The 26,985-nt window shown below is 48.7% G+C and carries 19 protein-coding genes; 8 read left to right on the top strand and 11 right to left on the bottom strand.

Going from position 1 to position 26,985, the window contains the following annotated elements; all coding sequences use genetic code 11:
* The first annotated feature begins 136 nt into the window (after nt 1-136).
* Nucleotides 137-949: a hypothetical protein gene (locus tag AACZ40_RS09390; protein ID WP_291179255.1), complete on the top strand. Its 813-nt coding sequence runs from the start codon at nt 137-139 to the stop codon at nt 947-949.
* On the opposite strand, the gene AACZ40_RS09385 is transcribed toward AACZ40_RS09390, so the two are convergent.
* The 5 genes from AACZ40_RS09385 to gyrA all read right to left on the bottom strand — a co-directional run bounded on the left by AACZ40_RS09385 (nt 921) and on the right by gyrA (nt 8,706).
* Nucleotides 921-2,219 (bottom strand): DUF1080 domain-containing protein, encoded by a 1,299-nt coding sequence (locus tag AACZ40_RS09385; RefSeq protein ID WP_291179258.1) that lies wholly within the window; start codon nt 2,217-2,219, stop codon nt 921-923. The two genes, AACZ40_RS09390 and AACZ40_RS09385, sit on opposite strands and share 29 nt — an antisense overlap.
* 52 nt (nt 2,220-2,271) lie before the next feature.
* Nucleotides 2,272-3,382, bottom strand: a protein-coding gene (prfB, locus tag AACZ40_RS09380) for a peptide chain release factor 2 (protein WP_291179261.1) whose coding sequence is annotated in 2 segments (ribosomal slippage) — nt 2,272-3,312 and nt 3,314-3,382 — 1,110 coding nt in all. Because the reading frame shifts where the segments join, the coding sequence is not laid out codon by codon here.
* A 95-nt stretch (nt 3,383-3,477) separates the two neighbouring features.
* The gene (locus AACZ40_RS09375) at nt 3,478-4,788 is read right to left on the bottom strand and encodes a UDP-glucose/GDP-mannose dehydrogenase family protein (RefSeq protein WP_291179263.1); all 1,311 of its coding nucleotides are present in this window, start codon (nt 4,786-4,788) and stop codon (nt 3,478-3,480) included.
* A 76-nt stretch (nt 4,789-4,864) separates the two neighbouring features.
* Entirely contained in the window at nt 4,865-5,887 is a 1,023-nt protein-coding gene (gene rfbB, locus AACZ40_RS09370; protein ID WP_291179265.1) for a dTDP-glucose 4,6-dehydratase, read from the bottom strand.
* 56 nt (nt 5,888-5,943) lie between these two features.
* The gene (gene gyrA, locus AACZ40_RS09365; RefSeq protein ID WP_291179268.1) at nt 5,944-8,706 is read right to left on the bottom strand and encodes a DNA gyrase subunit A; all 2,763 of its coding nucleotides are present in this window, start codon (nt 8,704-8,706) and stop codon (nt 5,944-5,946) included.
* 492 nt (nt 8,707-9,198) lie between these two features.
* On the opposite strand from gyrA, the gene AACZ40_RS09360 reads away from it, so the two are divergent.
* The 3 genes from AACZ40_RS09360 to AACZ40_RS09350 all read left to right on the top strand — a co-directional run bounded on the left by AACZ40_RS09360 (nt 9,199) and on the right by AACZ40_RS09350 (nt 14,287).
* Nucleotides 9,199-11,433: a serine/threonine protein kinase gene (locus AACZ40_RS09360; protein WP_291179270.1), complete on the top strand. Its 2,235-nt coding sequence runs from the start codon at nt 9,199-9,201 to the stop codon at nt 11,431-11,433.
* A gap of 39 nt (nt 11,434-11,472) precedes the next feature.
* The gene (locus tag AACZ40_RS09355; protein WP_291179273.1) at nt 11,473-13,254 is read left to right on the top strand and encodes an adenylate/guanylate cyclase domain-containing protein; all 1,782 of its coding nucleotides are present in this window, start codon (nt 11,473-11,475) and stop codon (nt 13,252-13,254) included.
* 427 nt (nt 13,255-13,681) lie between these two features.
* Nucleotides 13,682-14,287 (top strand): response regulator transcription factor, encoded by a 606-nt coding sequence (locus AACZ40_RS09350; RefSeq protein ID WP_339674186.1) that lies wholly within the window; start codon nt 13,682-13,684, stop codon nt 14,285-14,287.
* A 151-nt stretch (nt 14,288-14,438) separates the two neighbouring features.
* Here AACZ40_RS09350 and AACZ40_RS09345 read toward each other — a convergent pair whose 3' ends face one another.
* Nucleotides 14,439-16,091 (bottom strand): hypothetical protein, encoded by a 1,653-nt coding sequence (locus tag AACZ40_RS09345; protein ID WP_291179282.1) that lies wholly within the window; start codon nt 16,089-16,091, stop codon nt 14,439-14,441.
* Nucleotides 16,092-16,476: 385 nt separating this feature from the next.
* Nucleotides 16,477-18,882 (bottom strand): hypothetical protein, encoded by a 2,406-nt coding sequence (locus tag AACZ40_RS09340; RefSeq protein ID WP_291179285.1) that lies wholly within the window; start codon nt 18,880-18,882, stop codon nt 16,477-16,479.
* A gap of 400 nt (nt 18,883-19,282) precedes the next feature.
* Here AACZ40_RS09340 and AACZ40_RS09335 point away from each other — a divergent pair, with 400 nt between their 5' ends.
* The 4 genes from AACZ40_RS09335 to AACZ40_RS09320 all read left to right on the top strand — a co-directional run bounded on the left by AACZ40_RS09335 (nt 19,283) and on the right by AACZ40_RS09320 (nt 23,957).
* Nucleotides 19,283-19,789, top strand: coding sequence for a GAF domain-containing protein (locus tag AACZ40_RS09335; RefSeq protein WP_291179287.1), 507 nt, complete (start codon nt 19,283-19,285; stop codon nt 19,787-19,789).
* 187 nt (nt 19,790-19,976) lie between these two features.
* On the top strand, nt 19,977-20,972 hold the full coding sequence (locus AACZ40_RS09330; RefSeq protein WP_291179289.1) for a M50 family metallopeptidase: 996 nt from the start codon (nt 19,977-19,979) through the stop codon (nt 20,970-20,972).
* Between the two features lie 635 nt (nt 20,973-21,607).
* The gene (locus AACZ40_RS09325) at nt 21,608-23,266 is read left to right on the top strand and encodes an HD-GYP domain-containing protein (protein ID WP_291179292.1); all 1,659 of its coding nucleotides are present in this window, start codon (nt 21,608-21,610) and stop codon (nt 23,264-23,266) included.
* A gap of 58 nt (nt 23,267-23,324) precedes the next feature.
* On the top strand, nt 23,325-23,957 hold the full coding sequence (locus tag AACZ40_RS09320; RefSeq protein WP_291179294.1) for a hypothetical protein: 633 nt from the start codon (nt 23,325-23,327) through the stop codon (nt 23,955-23,957).
* Nucleotides 23,958-24,017: 60 nt separating this feature from the next.
* On the opposite strand, the gene AACZ40_RS09315 is transcribed toward AACZ40_RS09320, so the two are convergent.
* The 4 genes from AACZ40_RS09315 to AACZ40_RS09300 form a co-directional block, all read right to left on the bottom strand.
* Nucleotides 24,018-25,301, bottom strand: a complete 1,284-nt coding sequence (locus AACZ40_RS09315; RefSeq protein ID WP_291179296.1) for a beta-ketoacyl-[acyl-carrier-protein] synthase family protein — start codon at nt 25,299-25,301, stop codon at nt 24,018-24,020.
* Nucleotides 25,302-25,426: 125 nt separating this feature from the next.
* On the bottom strand, nt 25,427-25,624 hold the full coding sequence (locus AACZ40_RS09310) for a hypothetical protein (protein WP_291179298.1): 198 nt from the start codon (nt 25,622-25,624) through the stop codon (nt 25,427-25,429).
* 204 nt (nt 25,625-25,828) lie between these two features.
* Entirely contained in the window at nt 25,829-26,344 is a 516-nt protein-coding gene (locus AACZ40_RS09305; protein ID WP_291179300.1) for an HYExAFE family protein, read from the bottom strand.
* 216 nt (nt 26,345-26,560) lie between these two features.
* The coding region (locus AACZ40_RS09300) for a hypothetical protein (protein WP_339674177.1) at nt 26,561-26,985 on the bottom strand (425 nt) is incomplete at its 5' end.

Genomic DNA, 26,985 nt, shown 5'->3' with positions numbered 1-26,985 from the left:
AAAAAGCAGATTTTCGCAAGATGGATCTCCCCTTTTGATGCGGATTCATTTTCCCTGAAGAGAGGGCTTTTCAGAAACACGAAGATTAAGCTATAAATAAGCTTAAATTTCCCAATGATAACTGGACATAAATGTAATGCCGACGGATGGTCCCCGACAGATGAGTGTGCTGCTGATTGGTCATCAGTCTCCCGAAATGGAACCGGTTTTCTCGTCGGTTCAGGAGATCTGTTGCGGAGTTCAGACAATAGAGATATCTGGAATAGACGAGATTTCGACAGTCACCACGAGTCCAGATCTGATTATTGTCTGCCAGAACTGGCCTGATGAATTTGCACCAGATGTCCTGGATGATCTCGTCTATCGTTTCCCACTGAGTCGCTTTATCTGCTGCTTTGGAGCCTGGTGTGAATCCGATGGCAGAACGCGCATGATCTGGCCTTTCAGTATCCGGGTCCCTGCCCGTCGCGCGACTTCCCGGATTCAACAGGAATGGGAGATCATCCAATCCAGTTCCGAAATATTGCCATTAACCGCCGGACGCGATGAGGTTTTCCTGTGGGAATCAACAGATCTCTCCTTTCGGCTGGATGATCAGGGAATTGCACTCCGCGTCAGTGTGGTATCGGGAGACCGGCAGTACTGCCGTATGCTGGAAGATCAGATCAGGGTCTGGGGGGGAAAAGTGGTGCCCCCTTCACACCAGCCGAAGGCAGATGTGGTTGTGTATGATCTGGATCCCTGGGAATCGGTTCTGGGAGAACTGATGATTCGGACAGATCCTGCCCCTGTCATTGGTATGATGGGGCTGGCGCACCCGGAACTTATTGCTGCAGCGAAACGCTGGGGAGTGCGTCAAGTGGTAACGAAACTCGCTCCTGAAGCAGAGCTGTTGCATGCGATCCGCTATATCAGGAAATTCAAGGAGAATCTGACGGCAGACTGCTGACTTTCAGGTCTTTGAAGTTGAGGTCAGTTGTCGGATCATGCCCCTGCAGACTGATATGTCCTGCTTTCAATCTCAAACCTTTACGTGGGTTTTCGTCTGGTTTTCTGGTATCGGTCCAGTCGGTCACCTGGTAGCCGTCAATCCAGACTGCGATATGAGGTCCATAAGCGCTAAGCGTGGTTGTGAACCATTCATGATCATTGGCAACCACACGCCTGGCTTCTGTTCTGCGGAAAATAGCACCCGTACCTGCATTTTCCGGTTTGGTTCTGTCTCCCTCTTTGATCCCGTTATGAATCTGAACTTCGTATCCATTCGCCATGCCTGTTTCCGAGCCTTTGATCGCTCGGAAAAAGTAACCACTGTTGAGGGCATATCCATTTGACTTCGCTGTGGCCTGAAAGAGGAAATCTCCCCAGGTTTCTTCGGTCTCCAGGTAACCCTGCTTTTCCGCAGTCACGTGAATCGTTCCATCGACGACCTCAAACGTGCTTTGTGAACCAGGGACGACGCTCCAGCCTGCGAGGTCGACGCCATTAAAAATTGTCGACATCCGCAGTGGTTTCAGGTAGATTTTGCGAAATTCAATGGGACCTTCATTTTTCTGGAGACCGATGAAACCAATTTTCCGTAGATTCTCTGAAGTGTCTTTGAAATTCAGAACATCTTTACCGTTAATGGTCGCTTTGATTGTCGGACCTTCGAGACTGACTACACAGGTTTGCCAGTCGGAACTGCTGGGGAGTGGTTTATCGACTTTGCTGCGAGCAACCAGGCTGCCAGTCGGGAATTCGGTTTTCTGATCACACAGATTCAGTTCATAGCAGTCCTTGCTCGGATCTTTGGGATCAAAAGTGGTTCTCAGGAACATGCCACTGTTTGTTTCGGGGGTCAATTTGAATTCGAATTTCAGTTCATAGTCGGCAAAAGGGGATGTGGTGAGGAGTAAGCCTGGTTTTCCCTGATCCGCTTTGATGACACCGTCTTCGACATGCCAGTTGACATCATTATTGGCCTTCCAGCCAAACAGGCTGTGACCATCGAAGAGAGCGATCCAGCCAGCTGCAATCTCTTCATCAGTCAGGCCCGTCTCGGGAATGATATTTCCTGCTGGTTCTTTCGTTTCAGCAGGCGTATTGGCAACTTTTCCGGGCTGGGGTTCCGCATTGGACTTTGCTTCCGGGGAAGGATGTTCCACTTTCAGGCAGCCTGTCTGGGCACTCAAAATAAGTGTAATGAATAATAGACAGACAGACGAATTTCGTAACATGATATCTTTCCCCATTTGAAATGACATAACAGCTGGTTTTCTGTTTTGATTTTTAGTTTTCCGTCATTCCCCAGCGTAGAAACGCTTCCAGAAATCCGTCGAGGTCTCCATCCAGAATGGGACCCGGGTTACCTGCTTTATACCCCGTACGAGCATCTTTGACATACTGATCGGGATGCAGGACATAATTCCGAACGGTCTGGCCTCCAAAGCCAATCTTGGATTTCCCCCCCCGCTTGGCAGCTAGTTCCGCATCCCGTTTTTCCTGTTCGATCTGAAACAGTTTTGCTTTCAGCATTTTACGTGCTTCGGCCCGATTTTTATGCTGACTGCGATTGTTTTGACATTGTACGACGACCCCCGCTTCCAGATGAGTCAGGCGGATCGCAGAGTCTGTTTTATTAATGTGCTGCCCCCCTGCTCCACTGGCACGATATGTGTCTTCGCGGACATCCTGATCCCAGTTGATTTCGATTTCTGCAATTTCACCCATGTCCGGTGAAACATCGATGGCGGCGAAAGATGTGTGTCGGCGGCCTGCCGAGTCAAACGGACTGATCCGGATTAAGCGGTGATTCCCGGTTTCCCCTTTGAGGTAACCGTAGGCGTAGTCGCCTTCGATGCGAATGGTTGCACTGCGGATGCCGGCTTCTTCCGCATCAGAACGATCCAGCAGTTCCACATTGAACCCTCTGCGTTCACACCAGCGCAAATACATGCGCAACAGCATCTCTGCCCAGTCAGAAGAGTCGGTGCCACCTTCACCCGCCTGAATACTCAGGTAGGCGGCAGAGCCATCTTCCGGAGCGGACATCATCGCCTGTAACTCCAGATTCTCGAGAGTGGTGTCGAGACGATCGGCGGTAGCAGCGAGTTCCGGGATACTGTCTTCGCTGCCCTCTTCTTCAATGAATTCCAGCAGCACTTCAAGGTCTTCAGCACCTTTCACGAGCTCGGTGAGTGGTTTAACCACCAGTTGTAACTGCTGCATTTCATTGACAAGTTCCTGCGCTTTTTCCTGGTTATCCCAGAAGCCGGCTGCTCCCATCAATTCATTGATTTCTCTCGTGCGTTTTTTTTTGTCAGCGTAGTCAAAGAGAGTCTCGTAGTTTGACGATGCGATCCATGATTCCAGTACATTTATCTTTGAGTTCGTGATCCATTTTCTATTCTTTCTTATTGTTCTCATTTAAGATTATCTGAGAACGGGATTTATGTTTGTTTCTGTTTTTACCACGTCTGTGGTGGTTTAAATGGACTAATTCAAAGTACTGAGTCCAATGCCGATGTAGACAAATCCCTTTTGCTTCATTTTTTCAGGCTCATACAGGTTTCGCCCGTCAAAGATGACCGGATTCAATAGCTTGTGGCGAATATAATCAAAGTCAGCATGCCGAAATTCATTCCATTCTGTGACGATGATCAGGGCATCGGTTCCCTGCAGAGTATCATAGTGGTGATCAAAATATGCAAGCTGATCGCCATACAGAGTTTTGACATTTTCCATGGCAACGGGATCGTGGACATTCAATTGTGCCCCTGCCTGCAGTAGCTGGTCGATCAGTACCAGGGAAGGCGCTTCACGAATGTCATCGGTTTTCGGCTTAAAGGCCAACCCCCAGATCGCAAAAGTCTTTCCCTTAAGATCGCCTTCGAAGTAGTGGTTTACTTTTTCAAATAGGACTCTTTTCTGAGCGGTATTCACCTGGTCGACCGCATTAAGAATAGAGGGTTCCATCTGCTTGCTTTTGGCAACGGAAATGAGTGCAGAAACATCTTTGGGGAAACAGGAGCCTCCGTATCCCGCTCCGGGAAACAGGAAGGAAAATCCGATCCGTTGATCATGACCGATCCCTCGTCTGACCTGATTGATATCGGCACCCACCCGCTCACACAGGTTTGCCATTTCATTGATGAAACTGATTTTTGTTGCCAGCATACAGTTGGCGACATATTTTGTCATTTCGGCACTCTCCAGTTCCATGGAGAGGAATGGATGTTCGGTACGCAGAAACGGTTTATAGAGTTCGTGCAGTGTATCAGAGATTTCGGGCCGGGACACTCCCACGACAACGCGGTCTGGCTTGGAGAAATCATCTATGGCTGCGCCTTCCTTCAGGAATTCCGGGTTAGATGCGACATCCACAACCCTGCCTGTCAGTTCCTGAAGCATTTCCGCAAGTTTACGGTTGGTTCCTACCGGGACCGTACTTTTAATGATGACGATGGCATCTTCTGACAGGAGGGGCGCGAGTGATTCAGCAACCTTCCAGATACTATCGAGATTGGCAGATCCATCATCCTGCTGGGGGGTTCCCACTGCGATAAAGATACATTTAGCATCGGGGATCGCTTCCTCGTAACTGGTCGAGAAGGAAAGTCGCCTGGCTTTGGTGTTACGTTTCACCATTTCTTCCAGGCCAGGTTCAAAAATCGGAATCTCTCCCGCTTTCAGCTTCTGGACTTTCTGTTCATTGATGTCAATGCAGGTGACTTGATTTCCGCTTTCGGCAAAACAAGTGCCTGTCACCAGCCCCACGTAACCGGTGCCAATAACTGCAATTTTCATGTTATTCTCATTTTGATTGAAGTGCGGCGAACGGAATATCAGGCAGGCGGCACGAATTGCTGAATGGTATTCCTGGTTACGTATTTAAGCGGTTGCCGTATTGTTGATCGTAATATTTCATATACTGCCCTGAGCGGATTCGATTGACCCATTCCGGGTGATCGAGATACCACTGAACCGTTTCTCTTAAGCCAGTATCAAATTCGGTCTCAGGCTTCCAGCCTAGTTCTGCTTCAGCCTTGCTGCAGTCAATCGCATAACGCAAATCATGTCCGGGTCGGTCGGTGACATATTTGATCAAAGACTCTGGTTTATCGAGAATTTTCAACAGCAGTCTGGTGATCTCAATATTCTGCATCTCTGCATTGCCACCAAAGTTGTAGATTTGACCGGGCTTCCCTTTTCTCAAAGCAGCATCAATCCCGCGACAATGGTCGATAACATGAATCCAGTCTCGAACATTTGTTCCTTCCCCATAAATGGGCAGTGATTTATCTTCCAGGGCATTGGAGATAAATAATGGGATCAGTTTTTCAGGAAACTGGAAGGGACCATAATTATTGGAGCAGCGGGTGATAATAGCGGGGAAGTCGAACGTTTTAATATAACTGCGTACTAACAGGTCAGCAGAGGCTTTTGATGCGGAATACGGGCTGTTAGGAGCGATCGGAGTTGATTCCGTAAATAATCCCTCTTTGCCCAGGCTGCCATAAACCTCATCTGTTGAGACTTGCACATAACGCTCAATGTTCCGATTGCGTGCTGCATCCAGCAGGACTTGAGTTCCCACGATGTTGGTATGAATAAAGGGGCCGGAATCAAGAATACTGCGGTCCACATGCGACTCAGCAGCGAAATTGATAACGGCATCAAATTCAGTCGAATTCAGCAGGGAGTTTACAAAATCAACGTCTGTGATATCCCCTTTGACAAAGGTATATCCAGAATGGGACTCAAAGTCTTTCAAATTTTCCAGATTGCCAGCGTAAGTTAACTTATCGAGGTTGGTTACCGAAACATCCGGGTATTCTGAGAGTTGGTATCGGATGAAATTTGAACCGATGAACCCACAGCCGCCAGTTACTAAAATCTGTTTCACTAGATTATCCATCCTTCTGAAAGAAATAAAATTCAGATCCTGCAAACAGGCAGAAATCATCCGATCTCATCAATTGAGCTGTTGGTATCTGTAGGTGATTGAATATTATTTTCGGGAGTACTGATGACCTCCTCATTCTCCGCTTCGTCAACAATTTCCGCAGGGATTCGTGCCAAAGAGACCAGTTTATCATTGGCATCAAGGGTTATCACCCGGACTCCCTGAGTGTTTCTGCCGACCTGGCTGATCTCACAGCCTCTGACACGCTGGATTTTTCCACTCCTGGTGACCATCAGGACTTCATCGTTCTCGGCTACCGGAATAATATCGACGGCATTACCATTGCGTGCTGAGGTCCGGATATCACGGATACCCTTTCCACCACGTCTCTGGCGTCGATAGTGCATTCCACTGCGTGTTTCCTGTTCTTCATCGGTATTCTCGTCGGAGTCAGACTCGGGTTCTGCTGTGAGTTCTACGTCATTCTCAGAAACCTCCTCGTCTCCATTTTCTTCAGCAGCCGGAATAAATCCAAAGGGGGTTCGTTTTCCGTAACCATTTTCACAGACGGTCAGCAGGCAGGTTTCCGGGTTGGCGATCACCATGCCAATAACATGACCCGACTTGGAAAGCTTAATTCCTTTCACGCCGCGCGTATTTCGTCCCATGCTGCGGGCATCTGACTGGGCAAAACGAATGGCCATCCCATCAGAGGTTGCCAGCAGGAGGTCTTCGCCCGGTGAAACAATCAGCGCTTCGACCAGTTCGTCCTCCTCGTCCAGTTTAATCGCGATGATGCCCCCCTTCTGCGGACGTGAGTAAGCAGAGAGAGGAGACTTTTTGATAATCCCGTTGCGCGTCGCCATGACGAGAAAGCGTTCTTCATCGAATTCTCGGACAGCTACACAGTTCGAAACAGCTTCATCTTCTTGAAGAGACAGCAGGTTGACGAGTGCGCGTCCTTTGGCGGTGCGTCCCTGCAGCGGAAGATCATAGACTTTCGACCAGTAGACGCGACCTCGATTTGTGATGAACAGCAGAAAGGAGTGAGTGCTGGAAACAAACAGATGCTGAATAGGATCTTCCTCATCCGTCTTTACGCCTTTCACTCCTTTTCCACCTCGATTTTGCGCCTGGTATGTATTTAATTGAGTCCGTTTGATGTAACCCCGTTGAGACAGCGTCACCACCATGGGTTCTTCTGTAATCAGGTCATCGCGGTTGACGTCAGTCAGTTCATCTTCGGAAATATCAGTACGGCGTTTGTCCGAATATTTCTGCTGAAGGAGCAACATGTCCTCTCGAATGACGGCACGGATATGATCTTCATCGGACAACAGGTGTAGATATTCGGAGATGGCTTTCAGGAGTTCCTGATGTTCGCCACTCAGTTTTTCGCGTTCCAGATTCGCCAGTGAACCGAGCTGCATGGAGACAATGGCTTCTGCCTGATTGGCAGAGAGCGAGTAAAATTCATGAACCCCCTGCTCATTCTGATATTCTTTGAATCCATCTTCGCCCAGGGCGCGTTCAATGAGTTTGCCATCGACCTGCAGGCCCTGCAGGCTGATTTTAGCCTCGGCCCGGCTGGGTGAATTTCGAATGGTCTTGATGACTTCATCAATATCAATCTGCGCGATCATCAACCCTTCAACGGTATGTTTTCGTTTACGGGCTTCGGCAAGCATGAATTCAGTACGACGACGAATCACATCAATTCGATGCAGGATAAACTGTTGAATCAGTTCCTTGATCGAAAGCGTTTCCGGACGGTTTCCGACCAGCGCCAACAGAATAATACTGAAAGTGTTCTGCAGAGGAGAGAACTTAAAGAGTTGTGCCAGTACCACTTCCTTGTCTGCATCCCGTTTCAGGATGATCTGCAGGTGTACCTTCCAGGGAGGAACGTTTCTATCTGTGAGATCGACGATGCGCGAAATCCCTTTGACCCGGTCATCGCGGACCAGGGTTTCGAGTTTCTCGCGAATGCGGTCGCGTGTTTCCATATATGGAATTTCGGTCACGACGATCACGTCAGACTGTTTTTCCGTTTCGAAATGGGTCCGTGCCCGAAGTGTAATTGTAGAGCGACCCGTCGCATAACCCTTGCGAATGCCATACCGTCCACAGATGATTCCGCCTGTCGGGAAGTCCGGACCAGGCATCACCTGTAGGATATCGTCAATCGTGGCTTCGGGGTTATCGATCAGTAAGGTGATAGCTTCACAGGCTTCTCCCAGATTCTGAGGAGGGATGCTGGTAGCCATACCAACGGCAATACCACTGGATCCATTTACCAGCAGGTTGGGGAATTTGGAGGGCAGAACAACAGGTTCATCATTCCGCTGGTCATAGGTTGGGACGAAGTCAACCGTGTTCCGGTTGATATCGTCGAGCATTTCTGCAGCGACCGCTGATAACCTGGCTTCGGTATAACGCATGGCTGCTGGAGGCAGACCCGCCAGAGAACCAAAGTTCCCTTGTTTATCAATGAGTACATTTCGCATGACCCAGTCCTGGCCGAGTCGGACCAGAGTCGGGTAAATTGAACCATCCCCGTGAGGGTGATAGTTACCGCTGGTATCACCCGAAATCTTTGCGCACTTTACCCTTGATGAACTTGCTCCGAGGTTCAAATCATTCATGGCGACAAGAATCCGGCGCTGCGATGGTTTTAATCCATCCCGTGCGTCCGGAAGTGCGCGGCTGATAATCACACTCATCGCATAAGTGAGATAGCTGTCGCGCATTTCATCCTGGATGTCCAGGTATTTGATATTCTTATCAATAATGGGGTCTTCGCCGTTGTCGCTAGACAATCCTTGTTCTCCTTAAGGAAATGAACTGCTGAACTTTGTCTGATCTGGATTGTTTGATCGTAATTATTAACCGGAGTGGTCAGAAACGACAGGTGCGAATCGAAGGTCCTGGATGCTCCATCCCGACACACTTCAACTGGTTGAGAAAGGGTACTGCTTTCCGTGCTGTAACGTTCAATTCCACTCGCTGAATTGCAAGCTGTTTTTCGGTCAAAACAGGGGTTGAAAACTGTCTGAAACGCTACAGAATTCGAGTCTGTCAGACACTACAGAATTGTAGCCGGAAAGGGCTGGTTTCACAACTAATAATGGCCCTGAATTTTGGTGTCTTCCCAGGGTGAAAAACCTTGATTTTCAATAAGTTACGTTCTCAGAATTGTCATTGAGAGCCAGCCTGCAATTGCATAGAATAGATCGGGAGACGTTGACCGGCTCCGTAACTTTCTGTGCGAGAATATTTCCGCCTGTGTTATTTATAAAGATATTGTTCCTATGAATGAGTCAGATCCTCAAGAGAACGCTCAAATTGCCGGAGATGTTCAGCTTTCTGAGGAACAGGAGCGAAAGCAGCGGCGCACAGAAACAACCGATGAAACTCTGGTTCAGTCCCCTGAAGAACAGGCCCGGGCTGCCAGTTTGAGCAAAGATCGTCAGGTTCTGCCTGCCAAAGTTCCCGGGTATCTTCTGATTCGATCTCTGGGAGAAGGCTCCTATGGGTCGGTCTGGCTGGCCCAGGAAGAAAATACGGGCAAATTTGTCGCGATTAAATTTTATACGTATCGTCGCGGCCTGGACTGGTCACTGTTGAACCGCGAAGTGGAAAAACTGGCCGAGTTATATACGTCCCGTCATATTATCAGTCTACAGGGAGTCGGCTGGAACAGCGATCCTCCCTATTACATGATGGAATATCTGGAAAACGGATCGCTCTCTGCCTTTCTGGAAGACGGGCCTTTACCGGTTTCCGAAGCAGTTCGAATCGCGAAAACGGTTCTTCTGGCATTGGTGCACGCCCACGGCAGAGGAATCCTGCATTGTGATCTGAAGCCGGCTAATATTCTCCTGGATGCAAATTTTGAACCGCGGATTTGTGATTTTGGTCAATCGCGTTTAACAGATGAGCAGAGCCCTTCTCTGGGAACTTTGTATTATATGGCTCCTGAGCAGGCTGATTTACAGGCAGTTCCCGATTCCCGCTGGGACGTATATGCGCTGGGAGCGCTGCTGTATCACATGTTGTCAGGCAGGGCTCCCTATCGGACCGCAGAAAATGAGCAGACGATACGCAGTCTGAATACGCTTGATGAAAAATTAACGGCCTATCGAGACCTGATTCGAAATTCTCCACGACCGGCAGAACACCGCAAAGTTTCAGGGGTAGATCGACGGCTGGTTGATATTGTTGACCGTTGTCTGGAAACCGATCCCCAAAAGCGGTTTCCTAACGCCCAGGCGGTCTTAACCAGCCTGGTTGAGAGGGAGCAACAACGAGCACGGCGGCCTCTGATTGCACTGGGGATTATTGCTCCCCTGTTGCTGGTCATCGGATTGATTCCGGTGGCAGGAGCTGCCGTCAATCAAATGGTTTCGCAGTTTCGTAACAACCTGACGCAGCGGGCTCTGAAAGGCGATTCCATTTCAGCAAATTTTCTGTCGCAGTACATGGAGCGGGATTTACAGGACCGTAAGGATCAGTTAGTGGATCTGTCTGAGCGAACACTTTTGCGTTCCCTGATGCAGGGAGAGGAAGTGAATGGAGAAATTATACACAGATATCCTGAGTTATTCGCATATCTGATGCAGGAAAAAACTCTGATAGATGAGAAACGCGCTGCATTGGATCGTGAACTGGACACGAGCTGGTTTCTCACCGACGAAAAAGGGACTCAGATCTGGCGTGACCCGGGGGGGCCAACGATTGGACAGGACTTTTCCTATCGCGACTATTTTCATGGACATGGCATTGAGTATGATAAAGATGAGATACCAGAGGGTATTGAACCCATCAAGGAGCCTTATATCTGTCAGGTGTTTAAGAGTGACGCCACCCATCAATGGATGGTCGCAATAGCGGTACCTGTCTGGGATCTCAAACGTGAAAAGGTACTTGGCGTTTTATCGCGTACGACGCATCTGGCTCAGTTATTGTCCGGGTTTGACGAGAGCCTCAGCGGTGATTCTGAAAATCTAGGTGACCGGAAGATTGCATTGATCGACAGTCGGGACGGGAAAATGCTGGCACATCCTCGCATGACTTCCGACACTTTAAAAAGTCTCAGTCGGGATAAGGTAGATCAGCTTGTTCTAGCCGATGCAGATTTCGAACAAATCCGATTGATTGAGCACCATCAGAAGAAAGACCAGCCGAAGTGTGTCCCCGCCATGGTTGACGATTATCGTGACCCCGTTGAGGCAGTCTTATCGGAGAACAGTAAAGATAATGTCTGGCTGGCGGCATTTTCTCCCATTGGTACGACTGGATGGACAGCCGTGGTCCAGGAACGTCGCAGTATGGCTTTGAAGCCGGTTGCTGAAATGCGAAACTGGTTAATCCAGTATGGATTTATCGTCCTCGTAACAAGTTGCCTGTTAATATTTACGGTCTGGTATTTTGTCATGCGGGTACTCACTGAACGTCGCGTCCGAGACTGGTCCCGACATCGCTCCGATAAACGCTCTGAACAGGGATCAACGACATCCAGCTGGCCAGACCAACAGCAGAGTTAAACAATCAGTTTAAATGAATGGACAGGGAGACTTTGCTTGTTGGAGTTAGTTATATATGGAACCCAGACCCGGCATTCCAGCCGGTTCACTTTGGAACCGGGGCAGGAACTGGTATTAGGTCGTTCCCCTGAAGCAGATATTGCAGTTACCTGGGATGATCGTATCTCACGTAAACACGCGCTGCTTAAAGTACAGCCCAAACAGCTCTCTGTTGCACGGTTGTCCAATACCGAAAATCAGATTTTTCTGGCGGGCATTGCTTTCGATGATTTTCTGCTGGAACCAGGGGGGACATTCGTCATCGGTTCGACGACATTTCAACTTCTGGATTCGTCGTCCAGTTTTTCATCTCCTCGCGAATCTCCTCTCGAAGAAGTGACATTCAAGCCAAATGAACTGGTAAAGGTGCGGTATCGCGATGCAGATCAGAGAATCGATGTTCTGGCACATTTACCGGAACTGATTTTGGATGCCCGGAACGACACTGATCTGTTTCATCGTCTGGTGACCATGCTGCTGTCCGGAGTGAAACATGCCGATGCCGTTGCTGTCGTGCGTTTGAATGATGAGGATCGAGTCGATGTTCCCTTTTGGGAAAGGAGACGCCAGACCCAGGGAGGATTTCATCCCAGTGGTCGACTGGTTCTGGAGGCGGTCAAAAAAAGTAAACGCTCGGTTTTACATGTCTGGGCGGCCAAGGAGGAAAAGGAGGGGCAGGAAGATTATACCGCCGTGGCAGAATTCGACTGGGCCTTCTGTACTCCGATTGAAGAAGGAGTCAACGGGAGATGGGGGTTGTATGTCGCGGGAGAATTAAATCAGCCTTACCAGGTCTCCGTTCCACAGGGAGCTGGCGGGATCGATCTCCAGGCAGATGTCAAATTTACCGAGCTGGTGGCTTCAATCGTCAAATCGGTGCGGCGGCTAAATCAGCTGGAACGTCAGCAGGCAGGGCTCAGGCAGTTTTTTGCGCCACCGATTCTCTCGGCAATTGGAGATAATCTGGATACAGAGATTCTTGAGCCTCGTGAATGTGATGTCACCGTTTTGTTTTGTGACCTGCGGGGATTCAGCCAGCATGCAGAAAGTTCATCAGAGGATTTACTCGGTCTGCTGGGACGAGTCAGTCAGGCATTAGGCATCATGACGTCCCACATTCTTGATTTTGGTGGAGTGACAGGAGATTTCCAGGGAGATGCGGCACTGGGATTCTGGGGCTGGCCCTTCTCTTCCGAGCTGGCGCCCCTGGATGCCTGCCGCGCTGCCCTGGCGATTCGGAATGCGTTTGAGCAGATTAAATTACAGCCAGACCACCCACTTTCAGATTTTCGAATGGGAATCGGGATCGCCCACGGCAGGGCTGTCGCTGGTAAAATCGGCACCAGCGATCAGGTGAAGGTCACTGTGTTCGGTCCTGTCGTTAATCTTGCCAGTCGCCTGGAGGGTTTGACGAAACATCTGCGTGTGCCGGTTTTAATGGATGAGGCAACCGCGCAAATTGTGAGGTCAAAACTCGACCGGGAAGAAGGCCGCGTGCGAAAGCTGGCCCGGATCCTGCCTTACGGTATGGAAAAACCGGTGATTGTCAGCGAGCTGTTGCCTCCCCAGTCAACTGCGGAAACATTAACCGATCAGGAAGTTCGGAGTTATGAAACGGCGGTAGAGCATTTTATACAGGGACGATGGGAAGAAGCATTCCGGCTCCTGCATGAAATCCCTCCTTCCGACCGCGCTCAGGATTTTCTTGCCTTGCAGATTACTCGTACTAATCGGATTGCACCGCTGGACTGGGATGGAACAATTCGGTTTGACAGTAAATAGTTCTGTTAAGTCTTGATGAAAGATCCGCGTTCGAAATCTGGACTGAGTTCTGATTTTGCCGTCTGGGTGGACTGCGTCAAAGGAGCAGTTCGCTTCTCTGCTCTTTTTTTTAGAAAAATCAGTCAGGTGGAGAAAATTGACCTATTTTTTAGCAACGGACATCACTTTGATGAGTTTGTGATCAGGTCCTTGAAAAACTGGAATCATTGTCAGCTTTGAGAGAAGTATTTATGAGCAATGCAGAACTATTAACTGACGAGAGTGTTGAATCAACTCGAATTGAAGCTAAGTATGAAGTTCGATATGAACTGGAAGTGGATCACCGCTCCCAGGAGATGTTGCTTGTGTTAAATGAGGTCTTTGATTCTTTTCTTACCGCCAGTAATTCTTAGTGATCGATTTAAAAGATAAGTAGTGGGTTCCTCTCATGCTACATTCATCAGAAAAAACAAATGCACGAGTCCTCGTGATTGACGATGATCCATTATTCCGCAATCTGATGGTCTCTTTTTTACGTCGTGAGTATTTCGTTTCAGTTGCCAGTGATGGATCGGAAGGATTTCATAAAGCTCTGGAGTACCCTCCCGACATCGCCATTGTAGATGTGCAGATGGCTGTATGGGATGGCTTGCAGACTTTGAAGGCATTTCGTTCTCATCCCACGCTTGCACATACCAGGATAATCATGCTGACATCTGATGCCAGCAAGGAAACAGTGATTCCTGCGATTCAGGGAGGGGCAAATGATTACATTATCAAAACCAGCTTTTCCAAGGCTGAGTTTCTGGAAAAAGTAAGACGATTTGCACAACCCGGCGCGACACGCGTTGCGAATACTCCCAATTCCGGAAAACGTCAGCAATCTGTGCCGACAGCAACCATCAAGGCTTCGACTCAGAATACTCAAGTGAAACCGGTAGAATCCAAGCCTGTCTATGCAGTCTCTGAATCAGTAGAAGATCAATTAACGGGACTGACGCTTGATCAAAGCGAAGAGGAAAAACTGGAAGAGATGATGGACGACTGGGATTAACCCGTGCAGGGTTTATCTCGCGTCACTTTCCAGGAAAATTGCAGGTGTTACCGGGTAAGCTGTTATTCAGGATCATAAATAGAACAGCCGCAATGATCGAATGAGATCGTTGCGGCTGTATTTATTTTCTGCTGACTCTGGAGATGGAATATTAAAGGGTTTCTTTTGAGAACTTGGCAATCACATTCCCAATAAATTTCAAAATCCCTTTATCCAGTTTTGCCTTGCCATCGATGGTTTCTCCTTCGCGTTTCATGACGAAAGAAAAAGTATCATCAGTACTGGTGAGTGATTTGATCAGCATCTCACGAATTTCCTGATTTCCTTTCTCTCCACGAAGTTTATTTACCATTTTCAGCCAGGGCAGCGTTTTGACATTCAGTTCAATGACTTCAGGACTGACTTTTTCTGGCGCCGGTTCTTTTACCAGTTTGGAAGCTTCGGTGATCCGTTTGATAGAGTCCGGACCAGCGGCGACCCAGAGTGCTTCTGGAGTGCTGCCCACGTAGAGGGCCTCCCCTGCACCGAACAGTTCTTCAAAACCGGCTTTGTACTGATCCTTGATATTGATCTTATGAATCTTCAGGGATTCTTCGTTTACAACATCTGTTTCGACAGTCTGGTCTTTCATGACCTTGGGAAGAAGTTCCACAATCTCTTTGAGCTTGGCGCCGTCTGTAGAGCGGGCCCCGCCTAAAAGTGTGTACTTGTTATCTGCGACGGATTTGGTATCGATGAATCCATCAATCAGCGAGGCTTCTTTCCCGGCATCCAGCATTTCGATTATCAGCGCGGCAACTTTTTTCCCTGCGGATTTCTGCTCGTCAGTGAGATCTTTATTCGCCTGGATGCGTTCCTGCAGGCTTGGCAGGAGGAGCTTATAGAATGCGGTGAAATTCTCTTTTCGCATTTCATCCAGAGGGTGGTTGATTCTGCCGTTGAGAATTCCATCCATTTGAACGGGGACATTCGCAAAATAGCTTGGTTTGGTTGCGAACTGTTTGATGCTCTCGTCCAGTGATGAACCTTCAATGGCTTTCAGTGTGAAAACCAGACGCCCTTCGTTCTCAGCAGCATCGGTGGTCCAGCCGATTACCATTTTTTCCGATTGGACAAACAGACGCTCCAGTTCATCCATCTGATGTATGAAAGCAAGCTTTCGTAATTCGTAGGCGTTATCTGTTTCATCCCGTTTTTTCTTTACTGCAGCCAGTAACTGCTCACGGGTACTGATCATTGATTTCTTACGCTCTTCGACACCCTCTTTTTCATTGGTGATGAGAGCGCTGAAATCGTATTTTGCAGCAATCAGTTCCTGCACTCTTTGCAGAGGATCAGTAATTTCCTCGACTTCCGACAGCTTTTCAGAAATGACAACGTATTGTTCTTTCTGGAGATAATTCATGAAACCTTCGAACAGATTTCCCAGAATATAAGGGCCTTTTCTCTGCTTCTTTGAAGAGATTTCAAAAACTTCCAGGTTATCGCGAAATTTACCCAGGTCGCTGACAGGCAGGATCAGTCGATAGCGTTCCTTCTGGTTTTCACCCAGCAGGATGTCGATTCGCATGGGGCGTGTTTTATCGATCCCTTCCAGAAACGTGGGGAGCAATTCTTCAAGATTGCTCCAACCCTTCTTTTCATCGGCCAGATCCAGAACCAGATACTTCAGGTCAGCAATCATGCCATCTGCATTAATCTGAACCAGTGAAATACTCGGAGCAGATTTATTTTCTGCGGCAACGGGCTGAGGAACAGTGAAGCAAATTAACAGGATAAACACTAAATGAGCAATACGGCTCATACATTTCCTCCATGATGTATATCTGGGGATCATTGTTGATCAATCGTTATTGTCTGCACTGGAACAGACGGCTTATTCAGTAGCTGTCAACTTTTATTTCCAGGAGATTCACTTGCGAATGTTAGTTTATACCAAAAGTAATGAATAGGGAACTCTGGATGAAGAAATAGCTAAAGTCCGAAATCGTTGAGTTCTGCGTCAGGAAGAGCGGGTGAATATAGTGTAGCAGGATGTGTGTTTATGTGTATACTTTTTCGGATTTCATTGACGGGTCCAGAATCTGATTCGGCGATAAATCAGGGAAATACTTAATGAGGTTCAACAACATTTGGAAAAAAAGCGGAACTGAGCAGGTTGTTGCGGGACAATCGATATGAATCGCATATTACAGTTTGTCAGCTGGTTTCTGAGTCGGTTCCGGGCTTGCCGGTCTGGCTTTTGCGATCTGCAGCCCACTGACCAGACCCAGGTATCCGGAAATCCGCTCTGTAGGAGTGTAGCCATTGCTCTCCAGTATCGCAGTGACTTCAGCCACTTTGTTCTGAATCGCTGCAATCGCACCGATTGAGTTCAACATATCTTCTCGAAGTACCTGATCTTTGGTGGCGGTAACAAACTGAATTGCCTGGTCAAATTTTGATTCATTGATGAGCACCGAGAGCAGTTTCAGCGACAGTTGCCCTTTCCAGGGTTTTTTCAGATCGGATTGATTAATTTCATGTGCGGCCTGTTCCGGTTTGTCATTTTTGACCAGGGATAGAGTCTGCTGAACCAGCAGGTCCTCTTTTTTCAAGGGGGGGATTTTGTCATTGAGTGCTTTTTTAATCTGGGCAGTCAAATCTGTATTTTTCTGATTTGCCTCGAGAATGGTAGCCGGCAGGCTGGATTCCAGCAGGGACTCTTTCAGATTCAGCTCTGCTGCCTGCTGGCTTTCACTGGCAAAATTCCATACGCTGGCAGCCAGCTCGGTTCTTGCAGCCTGGGATAATAAATTGACCAGCAGGGCCGTCCTGTTTTCCGCAGCGGTCTTCAGGGAATTGAGTTGTTTACGATAGTCTCTAATCGCACGATTGATTCGATCATTGGTATCGAGATTTAACTCATCTCTGATCTGGTCCTTGAAATTGAAATTTGAAGATTCGTTCTGCTTAGACTGCACTTCTGCGAGACTGGGAGCCGTAGCCTGGATTGCCTGAACCGCATTTTTCAGAAAACGATTCGCGTCCGCCTGCTCACCCAGTTCGATTTCGGCACAGGCGATCTGCAGGTAAGCCTGAGAAGTCAGTTCCAGAGGAGAGGATTCGGGTAGTTTCAGGTTATATACTTCTTTGAGGCTGCCCAGTTTCAGGGGGGAAGGAACCGGGACATTTTCGAGAAATGATTTTGATTTCGCCAGAAAGGCTTTTGCTGATTCTGTCTGCTTCCGTGCGGCCAGTTCACGGGCACAGCGGGCATACATCAGGGCATTTCCAGTAGCGGACAGTTTCATTTCTGCAGGCTGAATCAAGCTGATTTCAGGTTTTTTATTTTGACTGATTGCCTGCTCCAGTACAGCCAATGCCCATTGCGTGACTGCTTCGGTGCGGTCAATTGCTTCAGACGCCAGAGCCGCCCAGTTCAGAGCTGCCTCATCATAGTCATGGGAAATCAGGATGAGTGTTGTGGCTACTGATTGAGGCGCATTCCAGCGTCGGTGTAAATCGATCAACGATTCGAAATTGTAGTGATTGGTTTCATGCGCGATCTGCAGGTAAGCTGATAATTGTGCCAGACTGTTTTCTGCCTGATGCTTACTGATCAGGTCTTCTGCTGCAGCTTCATTGCCAGCTGCAATCCAGAATGCAGCCAGACGCGAGATGAGATCCAGGGTATCACGGCCTCCATAGGGGGGGATCTTATTAGACAGTTCTACAGTTTCGTCTAAAGTCTGCTTCAATCCGGCTGTATCCTTCTCATTTAACTGAATCCAGCCGATTTCAATGAGGGGGAATATTTTATAAAATGGCAGCGGTGGATCGACGGCATCAATTCGAGCAATCTGCTCACGAGAGCCTGCCAGGTCTCCGGAAATCGCGTATGCTTCTGCCGCTAAACGACGACTGAACGGTTTGCTGCGGTTTTCTCGAGCACGGGAGAGTTCCACCATTGATTCCAGAGCCGCTTTCTGAACGACTTCAGGCGAAACAGGCTTTTTCTCATTCTTACTGGTGTTCTGAGTCTGTTGTCCATTATTCGCCAGTGGATTGACAACCTGTTTGTTTTTATCAGGAAGCATTGAATTTTTTGACTGGTTGGCAATCGCCGGGACTTCAAACGGTTTTGCCAGTTCCGATCCATCGGGGACCCGGGTAAGAAACCAGGTGGCACCCCCAATCACTGCCACAGAAAGGACAATGGCGGTAATCAGTGGCAGTTTTGAATTCTGTTTTGTGACAGGCTTTTTCTCTTCAGCCGATTTCCGTTCCGCAGCCTCATTATCAGGTATCAGGAAGACGGGAGCCAGGCATTCCGGGTTAGAGCATTTCACCTCTTTGCCGACTACTTTGGAAGAGGCGAATCCCGGTGTGTCACACATTGGACAGACGTAACGATTCATCTTGCCTTTGACTGGCTTGCGCAGCAGGGGAATCACCTTGGAAGACTGTTGCTGTCGTTCCAGTTCAAACGGATCGTCATCAGAAACCGTTTCCCGCCTTTTTCTGGTCACAGTGGGACCCGGTGAGGCAGCCCCTGTTTTTGCAGGTTGTTTACTGCTGGCAGCTGGTTTTTTTGCAGAGGATTTTGCCGTCATAGATGCGCCACAGAAAGGGCATTCTACTGCGTCTTCATCTAAAACTGATGCTCCGCATGATGGGCAAGTTGGCAGATCCATATTAGTGTCGTCCGATATGATTAAATGGTCAGCGATTAGAAAGTCTCACCTCATTAAAGCGAGACAGATTGGATTAATGATACGGCAGATGTATGATAGTAACGCAGAAATGAAAATATAACATACTGTCTAAATCACAGCGAGCTAAGTCTATTCTATACCGTAGATATCCTCTTCTTCAAGGTTTATCTGTATATAGGATCGGCTGTTTCCGGTCAAAGGTGCTCTCTCAGTAACAGGTAATGGCTTGTAAAGAATCAGACAGGCGAGCGGACCACGTTTTCAGACAGTTTCTCTCAGTTCAGGATGAATAACAGATATGCAGCAGCAGGCAACAGAGATTGTGGAACAGTTCGAGTCCGTGATACGACATCAGCGATCGATTTCTGATGTTCTGGACCAGTTACTGGAAGTCCTGGATGGACGGGCGATTGGACTCTGGCGTTGTGAATCTGGTAATCTGGTACAACTGGGTTTTCGTGCTGATGCGCGGATGAATGAACAGGTAAAGCAAGAGTTTGCTGCGTTAACTCAGGAAGTTTCGTTAAAAAATACGGGTTTAGGGATCGTCAAGGCGGTCCTTGATCAAACACCAGCGATTGGTACCCTGCAGGCAAACGAATCTGGATTACAGGGGTCTTCTGAATGGCTGCAGCGATTTGAAGCAAAACAGTCCTATGCCATACCGGTTTTTGAAGGAGACCAGGTGGTTGGAGTCCTGGCAGTTTCCACAAATCAGGAACATCAGGCAGGCGATCCGGAATGGGAGTTGCAGACTCAGATTGCCCGGGAGATGGGGGCAAAACAACTTTTGGGGATGCTTTAGCTGTTGGATTTGACTAAGATTTATCGAGGTCGAATAGAGTGGAATTGCCAAGGGGATAATGGGTGTATAACATTAAGTAAATATTACCTTCTATGTGTGAAACGTTTCCATTTGATTTTCAGATTGATCTGCCCTGTCCCCTGACTTTGGGTATGTCCATGATGATCTTCTTCAGGTTTTCGTAAAGATGAGTCGTTCCAACCCTTTGCACTGGTCATTTTCAATAGGAACCTGGTTCCTGACCCAGGTTCGCGTCAGCATCTTTCTACCTGTATTACTGCTGGTTTTCTGGTCTCATTATTCACTGGGACTGGGAGTGGCCCTGTTTGGAATTCTGTTTATCAGTGTGTTCCTGCATGAGATGGGGCATGTCGTTGCCTGTCGACTGACGGGGGGAGAAGCAGATCAAATCGTTCTCTGGCCTCTGGGGGGACTGGTTCCCTGCAACCCCGAACGAACATTTTCTGCCCGACTGTTAACAGTTCTGGGGGGCCCGGCTGTCAATTTTCTGCTCTGTGCGATTACCCTGCCAGCCGTGATCTGGTCCGGTCATCTTTCAGATTCACTCAACCCTGTCAAACTGCCAGCCCTCGATTTAAGTAATCAACTCGGGCAGGCCATTTTATTGATGGTTTTCAATTTAAACTGGCTGTTATTACTGGTCAACCTGATACCTGTACTTCCTCTGGATGGTGGAAAAGTTCTCCAGATGCTTCTCTCACGTCGCTTTGATGAAACGGTCGTGCATCGCATTTTACTGAGTGCCAGTTTCTGGATTGGGGGCATCGGTATGGTGGTGGGCTTGAGCACTCACAGTGTCTGGGTCGTTTTTTTCAGTGCCCTGTTACTGATGCTGAATTTAATCGAATTCACCTCGGCTCAAAGAGAAGATTCCTATGACGACTCCATCTTTGGGTATGATTTTTCCCAGGGGTATACCAGCCTGGAACGTTCGAGTAGTCAACTGGTAGAGAAGCAGGCCGGCTTTTTTCAGAGGTGGCGAGAAAAACGCAAAATGCAGAAAAAACTGCGTGAGCGCGAGAAGAATCGGGATGCAGAAAAACAGCTCGATTTGCTTCTGGATAAAGTTCACGAATTCGGCTTGGAATCGCTGACTCCCAAAGAACGTCAGCAACTGAATCAGGTAAGTGCCAGGTATCGTAAGAGCGACTCCGAGACCTGAAATTTCCCCTCTCTGTTTGCCTGTTTCTGCTGTAGACGGGCTCCAGTTTACGGTAGTTTCTCCGAGGTCATTTGGTCTTAAGCCTATGAGTTCGTGAGACTCCATGATGACCTGTCAGACGCTCTGGAAAAGACTTTTTTAGTCTATGCATTGTTTTTGGTGAACAATTTCCTGAGACCCCTTCTTATTTTTCTGTTTCAGCCGGAATAAGTAATGTAATCCGGCTTGAGAGTATAATCGTTCCATAAGATTTTTGAGGCTCAATATTTCCCGGTTGTGACTGGTGAACAGGAGATATGCCGAATTTTAAACCAACCACACATCAACTCCCTTTGGAGAGAGTCGTTAATTCTTTTTATGTTTCGCTTTAGGATTTGAATCGGTCCTGCGCACAGAATATGTGAGCGATGATTCTGGCTGAATGTTCATATTAATCTGGGGCCACAGCAGAAACTGTTCACTACGACTGATTTTAGAGGCTGGTTTGAACGTATCTCTTTAATTTTGATCTAAGATCGCCGGGAATTGATGAAAGAGGGGGCAATTGCTATCCGGAAGTAAAATCTGGTTTGCCGACTTGCGATTGCGAACTAGCTTTTTAAGGGGAATTACCTTTAGAAAGTTGAGATCGTATTATGGTTTTAGGCACAATTGACTCGTTAAAAAAGCTGTCCAACTTCAGTAAATGTGGTGGTGAATGGGATCTGGAATTGCATCAGGATGCTAGGAATGATCTGGCCATCAGTCGCATGAAGCGGATTTCAGAGCTGACGGGGCTGTCGATGCATTGCTTCGATGGTAATCAACAGGTTCTGTACGACAAATCCAATGCCCGGTCGCTCGCCTATTTTCCAGCGGATGTTCTAAGTGAAATCGCGACCGTTGACGGCCTGACTCTTATTGAAAATGCGAATGGCATTACTCACTATCTGATTCCCCTGCTCCAGGATGCGCAGCAGCGCTTTATTGCCGTCGGATTTGTGTTTTCAAGAGAAAAACGAAAGCTGACGGAGATGGTTTTATCCGCAGTCAAGCAGGAATGGAGTTCGGAAGATCTGGATTTCTGGCTGGAGAATCAGCGGGTTCTGGACGTGAAATCTCTGCATGCCTTATTGAGTCTGGCGGTGCTGCATCTTGATGAAGAACAGCAGCTGACGCAATTAAATGACGAAGTGGATAATCTCTCAGAGTGCCTGGATGAGACCTTTGAGGAAATCAGTCTGTTACATGAGGTGGCACAGCATTTAAAAATCTCTGAAAGTCCGGAACAACTGGGCCAGCTCTGCCTCGACCGAATCAGTACTCTGATCGAAGCAGAAACCAACATCATCTGGTTTGAGGCACAGGATAATACATCACGATTTCTGTCTCACAGCCAGACAGATTTTGATGAACTGAAGCTGGCGCGACTGGTTGCCCAGTTTGATGGATTTAACTGGAATCAGCCTCTGGTCATCAATCAGGTAGAGAGTTCTCTGCTGTCGCTTGAATTTCCCGATCTGCATAATCTGGTGCTGGTTCCTGTTTCTGACGGTATCAACCCGTTTGGCTGGATTCTCAGTTGTAATTTACTGAAAAGTGAAGAGTACGGTACGATCCAGGCCAGTCTGTTGAATTCAGTTGCTTCGTTCCTGGGAACTCATTTAAGAAATATTGACCTGTATGCTCAACAGGAAGAACTGATGTTGAGCTTTGTGAAGTCCTTTATTTCTACGTTGGATGCCAAAGATCCTTACACACGCGGCCATAGCGAGCGGGTGGCATTGATTGCACAGAAACTGGCAAAACAGCTGGGCTATTCTGGTGAGTTTCTTCAGGATATTTATCTTTCTGGCCTGCTGCATGATATCGGGAAAATCGGAGTCGATGATGGAATCCTCCGAAAGGAAGGCAGGTTGACTGATGAGGAATTTGCCCAGATTCAAAAGCATCCGATGATTGGATATAAAATCCTGACAGGTATTAAAAAGCTGAAGAATCTCCTGCCGGGGATTCGCAATCACCATGAGCAGATTGACGGACGCGGATATCCGGATGGTTTACGGGGATCGGATATCCCGCTGATGGCGCGGATTATCGCTGTTGCAGATGCCTACGACGCGATGGGCAGCGATCGTCCCTATCGAAAGGGAATGCCTCTGGAACGCCTCGAGAATATCTTCCGAGAGGGAAAAGGCCTGCAATGGGATTCTGATGTCATCGATGCCTACTTCGAAATTCGGGATGAGATTATCCGGCTGTCTCAAAAGTATAACGAAGAAGTCGAATCACTGGTTGAGCCTGGTTTAAACTGATAAACTGAAAAAGACCATTTTGCAGCTTAAACTTGATCTGTAAACCGGGAATTGTCAGGTGAAAACTTACTTCGAACGAAAGCAGAGCATACTCCCTGTTCTACTTGCATTGACTGTCTGTCTGGTTTTGGGTTGTGGATCCGATCATTCGAGCGTGCAGGAGGAACCACCAATTCCTACGGCACCTGCCTTAACTGACTCCGCGCCCGAAACCAGTGATCCCGTTTCAGATTCAGGCGGATCAACAGAAATCGATGGTATCCAGTTTCAGGTACCTTCCGGCTGGGAACAGGTTGCACTTTCCCCGGCTCAACAGGGCATGATTTCAGCCAGTTTTCGAATTCCGGATGCTGGTAAGGATGTCAAGTTGACGCTCTCTTCTGTGGGAGGCGGGATCGCTGCGAATCTGGAGAGATGGCGCGGTCAATTTCAGCTGAAACCCGGCGAAAGCCCGGTGGAAAAAACGATCCCAGTGGATGGCGTGGATGCTGTGTGGCTTGATCTCAGGGGGACTTTCGATTCGGGGCCCGCGATCGACGCTCAGGTGGCTTCTGGAATGCGCATGATCGGGGTTGCCATTCCGCGCAGTCCCCGTGATTTTTATCTGAAGCTGACAGGTCCCCGAGAACAGCTTCTGAATGCCGCAACGGAGTTTCAGGACTTCGTGAAGTCAGCCCGCTTCGTACAATAAACGACTTGCGGAAAGACAATTCCTCTTCTGCATGATGAATGCTCAGGGCTCCAGCCTGCTTCACTCACATTCCTGCCAGTTTCGCAGTAATCCCGCGACCAGGTGTCCCCCAAATCCGAACGATAGTTTCAGCGCGGTATTAATGGGTCTGGAAACTGCAATTCGAGGTGTGTAGTTCAAATCGCATTGTGGATCAGGCTGATCCAGATTCAACGTCGCGGGAATGGTGTGGTCCCGCATGGCCAGTAAAGTGAATCCGAGTTCGACACTGCCAGCCGCTCCCAGGAGATGTCCCATTCCCCCCTTCAGACTGGAACACGGAATGGATTTCGCGAGTTCACCGAAAGCATTCTGCAGGGCACGGGTTTCGTACACATCGTTGATCTGGGTTCCGGTTCCATGCAGGTTGATGTAATCAAGTTCTTCTGCGGAGACCTCGGCCCGCTGTAAAGTATCAATAATCAATCGAGCCAGACTCTGGGCTGCGGGATCGAACTGCATCAGATGCGTCGAGTCAGCGCCCAGACCTCCCCCCAGCCATTCAGCATAGGGAGTTGCATTACGTTTTAGAGCATGCTCCAGTGATTCAAGGATCATGATTCCCGCTCCTTCGCCTACGACGAATCCATTTCTCCGACTGTCGTAAGGTTTGCAGGCCTGTTCTGGTGAGGCGAAGTCTGTAGCCAGTACCCCCATTCGTTGAAAGGAGCCCAGGACGGCAGGAACCAGGGATGCATCGGCGCTTCCCGCAATCACGGTATCACAAACCCCATCTCGAATTAAATCAGCTGCCCGCATGATGCTGGACAGACCGGTCGCACAGGCGGAAACCGGTGTTAAAGCCGCTCCTTTGAGACCATACCTGGCAGAGACCGCCTGGCTGCAGGCATGGGGCAGGCATTGCAGCCAGAAATCGGGCGGGATCGAATCGGATGGTCGCTGCCTGCTGTGAGTAGCGGCTGCCAGTTCGCCGTAGCCCGCGATTCCCCCTTTGCTGGATCCGATAACGCAACCCGCTGATTCACGGGAGAGTTGACCAGGATCGAGCCCGGCATCAGCAATGGCCTCGCTGGTCGCTTTCAGAGTCAAATCGAGGGACGGATCATTCTGGAAGGGAGAACGGGTCAGGGATGTTGAAGAGAGTTCGGGATCAGGTATGATCCCCCCTGCGATCGGCCGCCCCAACTGCTGTGACAGATTCTGAAGCAGGCTGGTGGCAGAATGCCCGGAAAGCAACTGTTGCCAGGACTGTTCACGCCCGACAGCATAGGGAGTAATCAGACCAATCCCCGTAATGACAACCCGCGGGGATGTTTGCTCTGTGACCAAAATCGTTGGTGGCATTAGCCTGTGTCCAGGTTAATTATTACGTTTCCAGGGGTACAGGGACCACAGGGAATCAAGGATACTGTTGTTATCGGGAGATGCGCTCAGGAACTGAACTCAGCAGACAGGAGAGCAAGGATTTATCACGAGCGATGACTGGTTCGGCAGATGGCAAATAACGCCAGTCCGACCAGCGCCGCTACCAGAATGTATTCGACGATTGAAGTCTGCGATGTCTGGACCAGCCCACTTTTGGGGGCGTCTTCCTGGGCAAGAACCGTTCCGGATGAAACCAGTAAAACGACTGTTGAGAAACAAAATCTAAGGAAGCGTGCGGACATATATTGAATTTTCTTCATAACCATCAGTTTTCAACTCAGATCGGGATTGAACATGATTCCTGCAGAGAATTGTAACAACAGTCCCGCCTTCCTGCATCCAGAAAAGACGATTCCTGGCAAAAACGCAAGTGAATCCGCCAGGAACAGAGATGCAGAAATTAAAGATACTGTACGGTTTTTCAAAGGAGTCCATCTGGTTCAGTTTCAAGCCTGAATGAGCGCTTCCACAGGTTGTCGGAGTTCATGAAAATCCCGCTGAAGCAGGAAGACGGTTTGCCAGCTTTCGGAACGGGGTTTCATTTTCAGTCGATATTCGTCGATTTTGACCAGATAGAACGCGTAAAGGCTCCCCCGGAATTCAAACAGTTTTTCCAGACTGTTTGAGATGGAGTTTTCCGGGAGCTGATAAGCGAATACAAAACCTGAGAGAAAATCATTTCCAAACAGTTCCTGCCACTGCTGGAGTCCCTGTATATCTTCCAGGGTGGCCCAGTTTTCCCAGCGTCGACTCTGTTTCTGATTGAGAGAGATTTCGGTTCTGCCTTTGACATCAATCAGCAGATTCGGTCCCTGGCTGGCATACACGATAAAGTCGAGAGACTTGATCGAAGCATCTTTCGCCAGCGCCCGGCGTTTCTCATCCACGGCGACATAAGGAATTTTTTGGGCGCGAAGATACGCCTCGAACGCAGCATCATAATGGTTTCTGCGAAGTACCATATCGATTACGTTCCCGTACAAAAGAAGTAGAACCAGTCTGTTCGTTTGTGAGTACACCCCTGGGGCACTGTAAGTATCTATACTTTGGATCATAATATCAACTGCATTCCGGGTGAAACAGGCCAGAAGTCTGAACGGTGTCTGTCTGGTCAAAAGGGATTCACTTTAAAAAAACGCCCGCACGCAAAGCGCGGCAGCTGATCTGCGCAGGTCATATCACTGCTTGAGAAAGGACTCCCGAAAGACGCGCCCGGCATCCCGCTGCGCGCGGACAACGCAGGCCTCACTGTCCACGCCGCCAGCCTCATTCGCCCGCAGGACTGAACTTCCCTCACCTGCTGCTACACATTTCCGCACTCCCGCTGCATAAACTGCACTTGACCCCGTCGCGCCATCGGCGATAAGCGCTGTTTTGAGTCGCGCGCGTGCCCAGTTTACAGTGCACCGAAACACGAGCCACCTGTTCCGACTCTTCACTGCAATTGAGCCTGTTTTTTCCAGATTTCCACTGCCTGAAACCACACCCGTTCGTGATGCTACCCTGCGGGTCGCCACACATCGCAAAGCTTCGCCCCGGCACCACCACTGCACCGCCCTGTATCGGTCCTCTGTCAACCCGTATCGCCACATTGGATTGTTCA

The sequence above is a fragment of the uncultured Gimesia sp. genome (assembly GCF_963972345.1).
Taxonomy (GTDB): Bacteria; Planctomycetota; Planctomycetia; order Planctomycetales; family Planctomycetaceae; genus Gimesia.
This window is presented reverse-complemented; position numbering and strand designations above follow the sequence as displayed.

Coding starts and splice junctions, on each gene's coding strand:
- AACZ40_RS09390 (WP_291179255.1), top strand. CDS start 137: ATGCCGACGGATGGTCCCCGACAGATGAGTGTGCTGCTGATTGGTCAT.
- AACZ40_RS09385 (WP_291179258.1), bottom strand. CDS start 2,219: ATGTTACGAAATTCGTCTGTCTGTCTATTATTCATTACACTTATTTTG.
- AACZ40_RS09375 (WP_291179263.1), bottom strand. CDS start 4,788: ATGAAAATTGCAGTTATTGGCACCGGTTACGTGGGGCTGGTGACAGGC.
- AACZ40_RS09360 (WP_291179270.1), top strand. CDS start 9,199: ATGAATGAGTCAGATCCTCAAGAGAACGCTCAAATTGCCGGAGATGTT.
- AACZ40_RS09350 (WP_339674186.1), top strand. CDS start 13,682: ATGCTACATTCATCAGAAAAAACAAATGCACGAGTCCTCGTGATTGAC.
- AACZ40_RS09345 (WP_291179282.1), bottom strand. CDS start 16,091: ATGAGCCGTATTGCTCATTTAGTGTTTATCCTGTTAATTTGCTTCACT.
- AACZ40_RS09340 (WP_291179285.1), bottom strand. CDS start 18,882: ATGACGGCAAAATCCTCTGCAAAAAAACCAGCTGCCAGCAGTAAACAA.
- AACZ40_RS09335 (WP_291179287.1), top strand. CDS start 19,283: ATGCAGCAGCAGGCAACAGAGATTGTGGAACAGTTCGAGTCCGTGATA.
- AACZ40_RS09330 (WP_291179289.1), top strand. CDS start 19,977: ATGAGTCGTTCCAACCCTTTGCACTGGTCATTTTCAATAGGAACCTGG.
- AACZ40_RS09325 (WP_291179292.1), top strand. CDS start 21,608: ATGGTTTTAGGCACAATTGACTCGTTAAAAAAGCTGTCCAACTTCAGT.
- AACZ40_RS09315 (WP_291179296.1), bottom strand. CDS start 25,301: ATGCCACCAACGATTTTGGTCACAGAGCAAACATCCCCGCGGGTTGTC.
- AACZ40_RS09310 (WP_291179298.1), bottom strand. CDS start 25,624: ATGTCCGCACGCTTCCTTAGATTTTGTTTCTCAACAGTCGTTTTACTG.
- AACZ40_RS09305 (WP_291179300.1), bottom strand. CDS start 26,344: ATGGTACTTCGCAGAAACCATTATGATGCTGCGTTCGAGGCGTATCTT.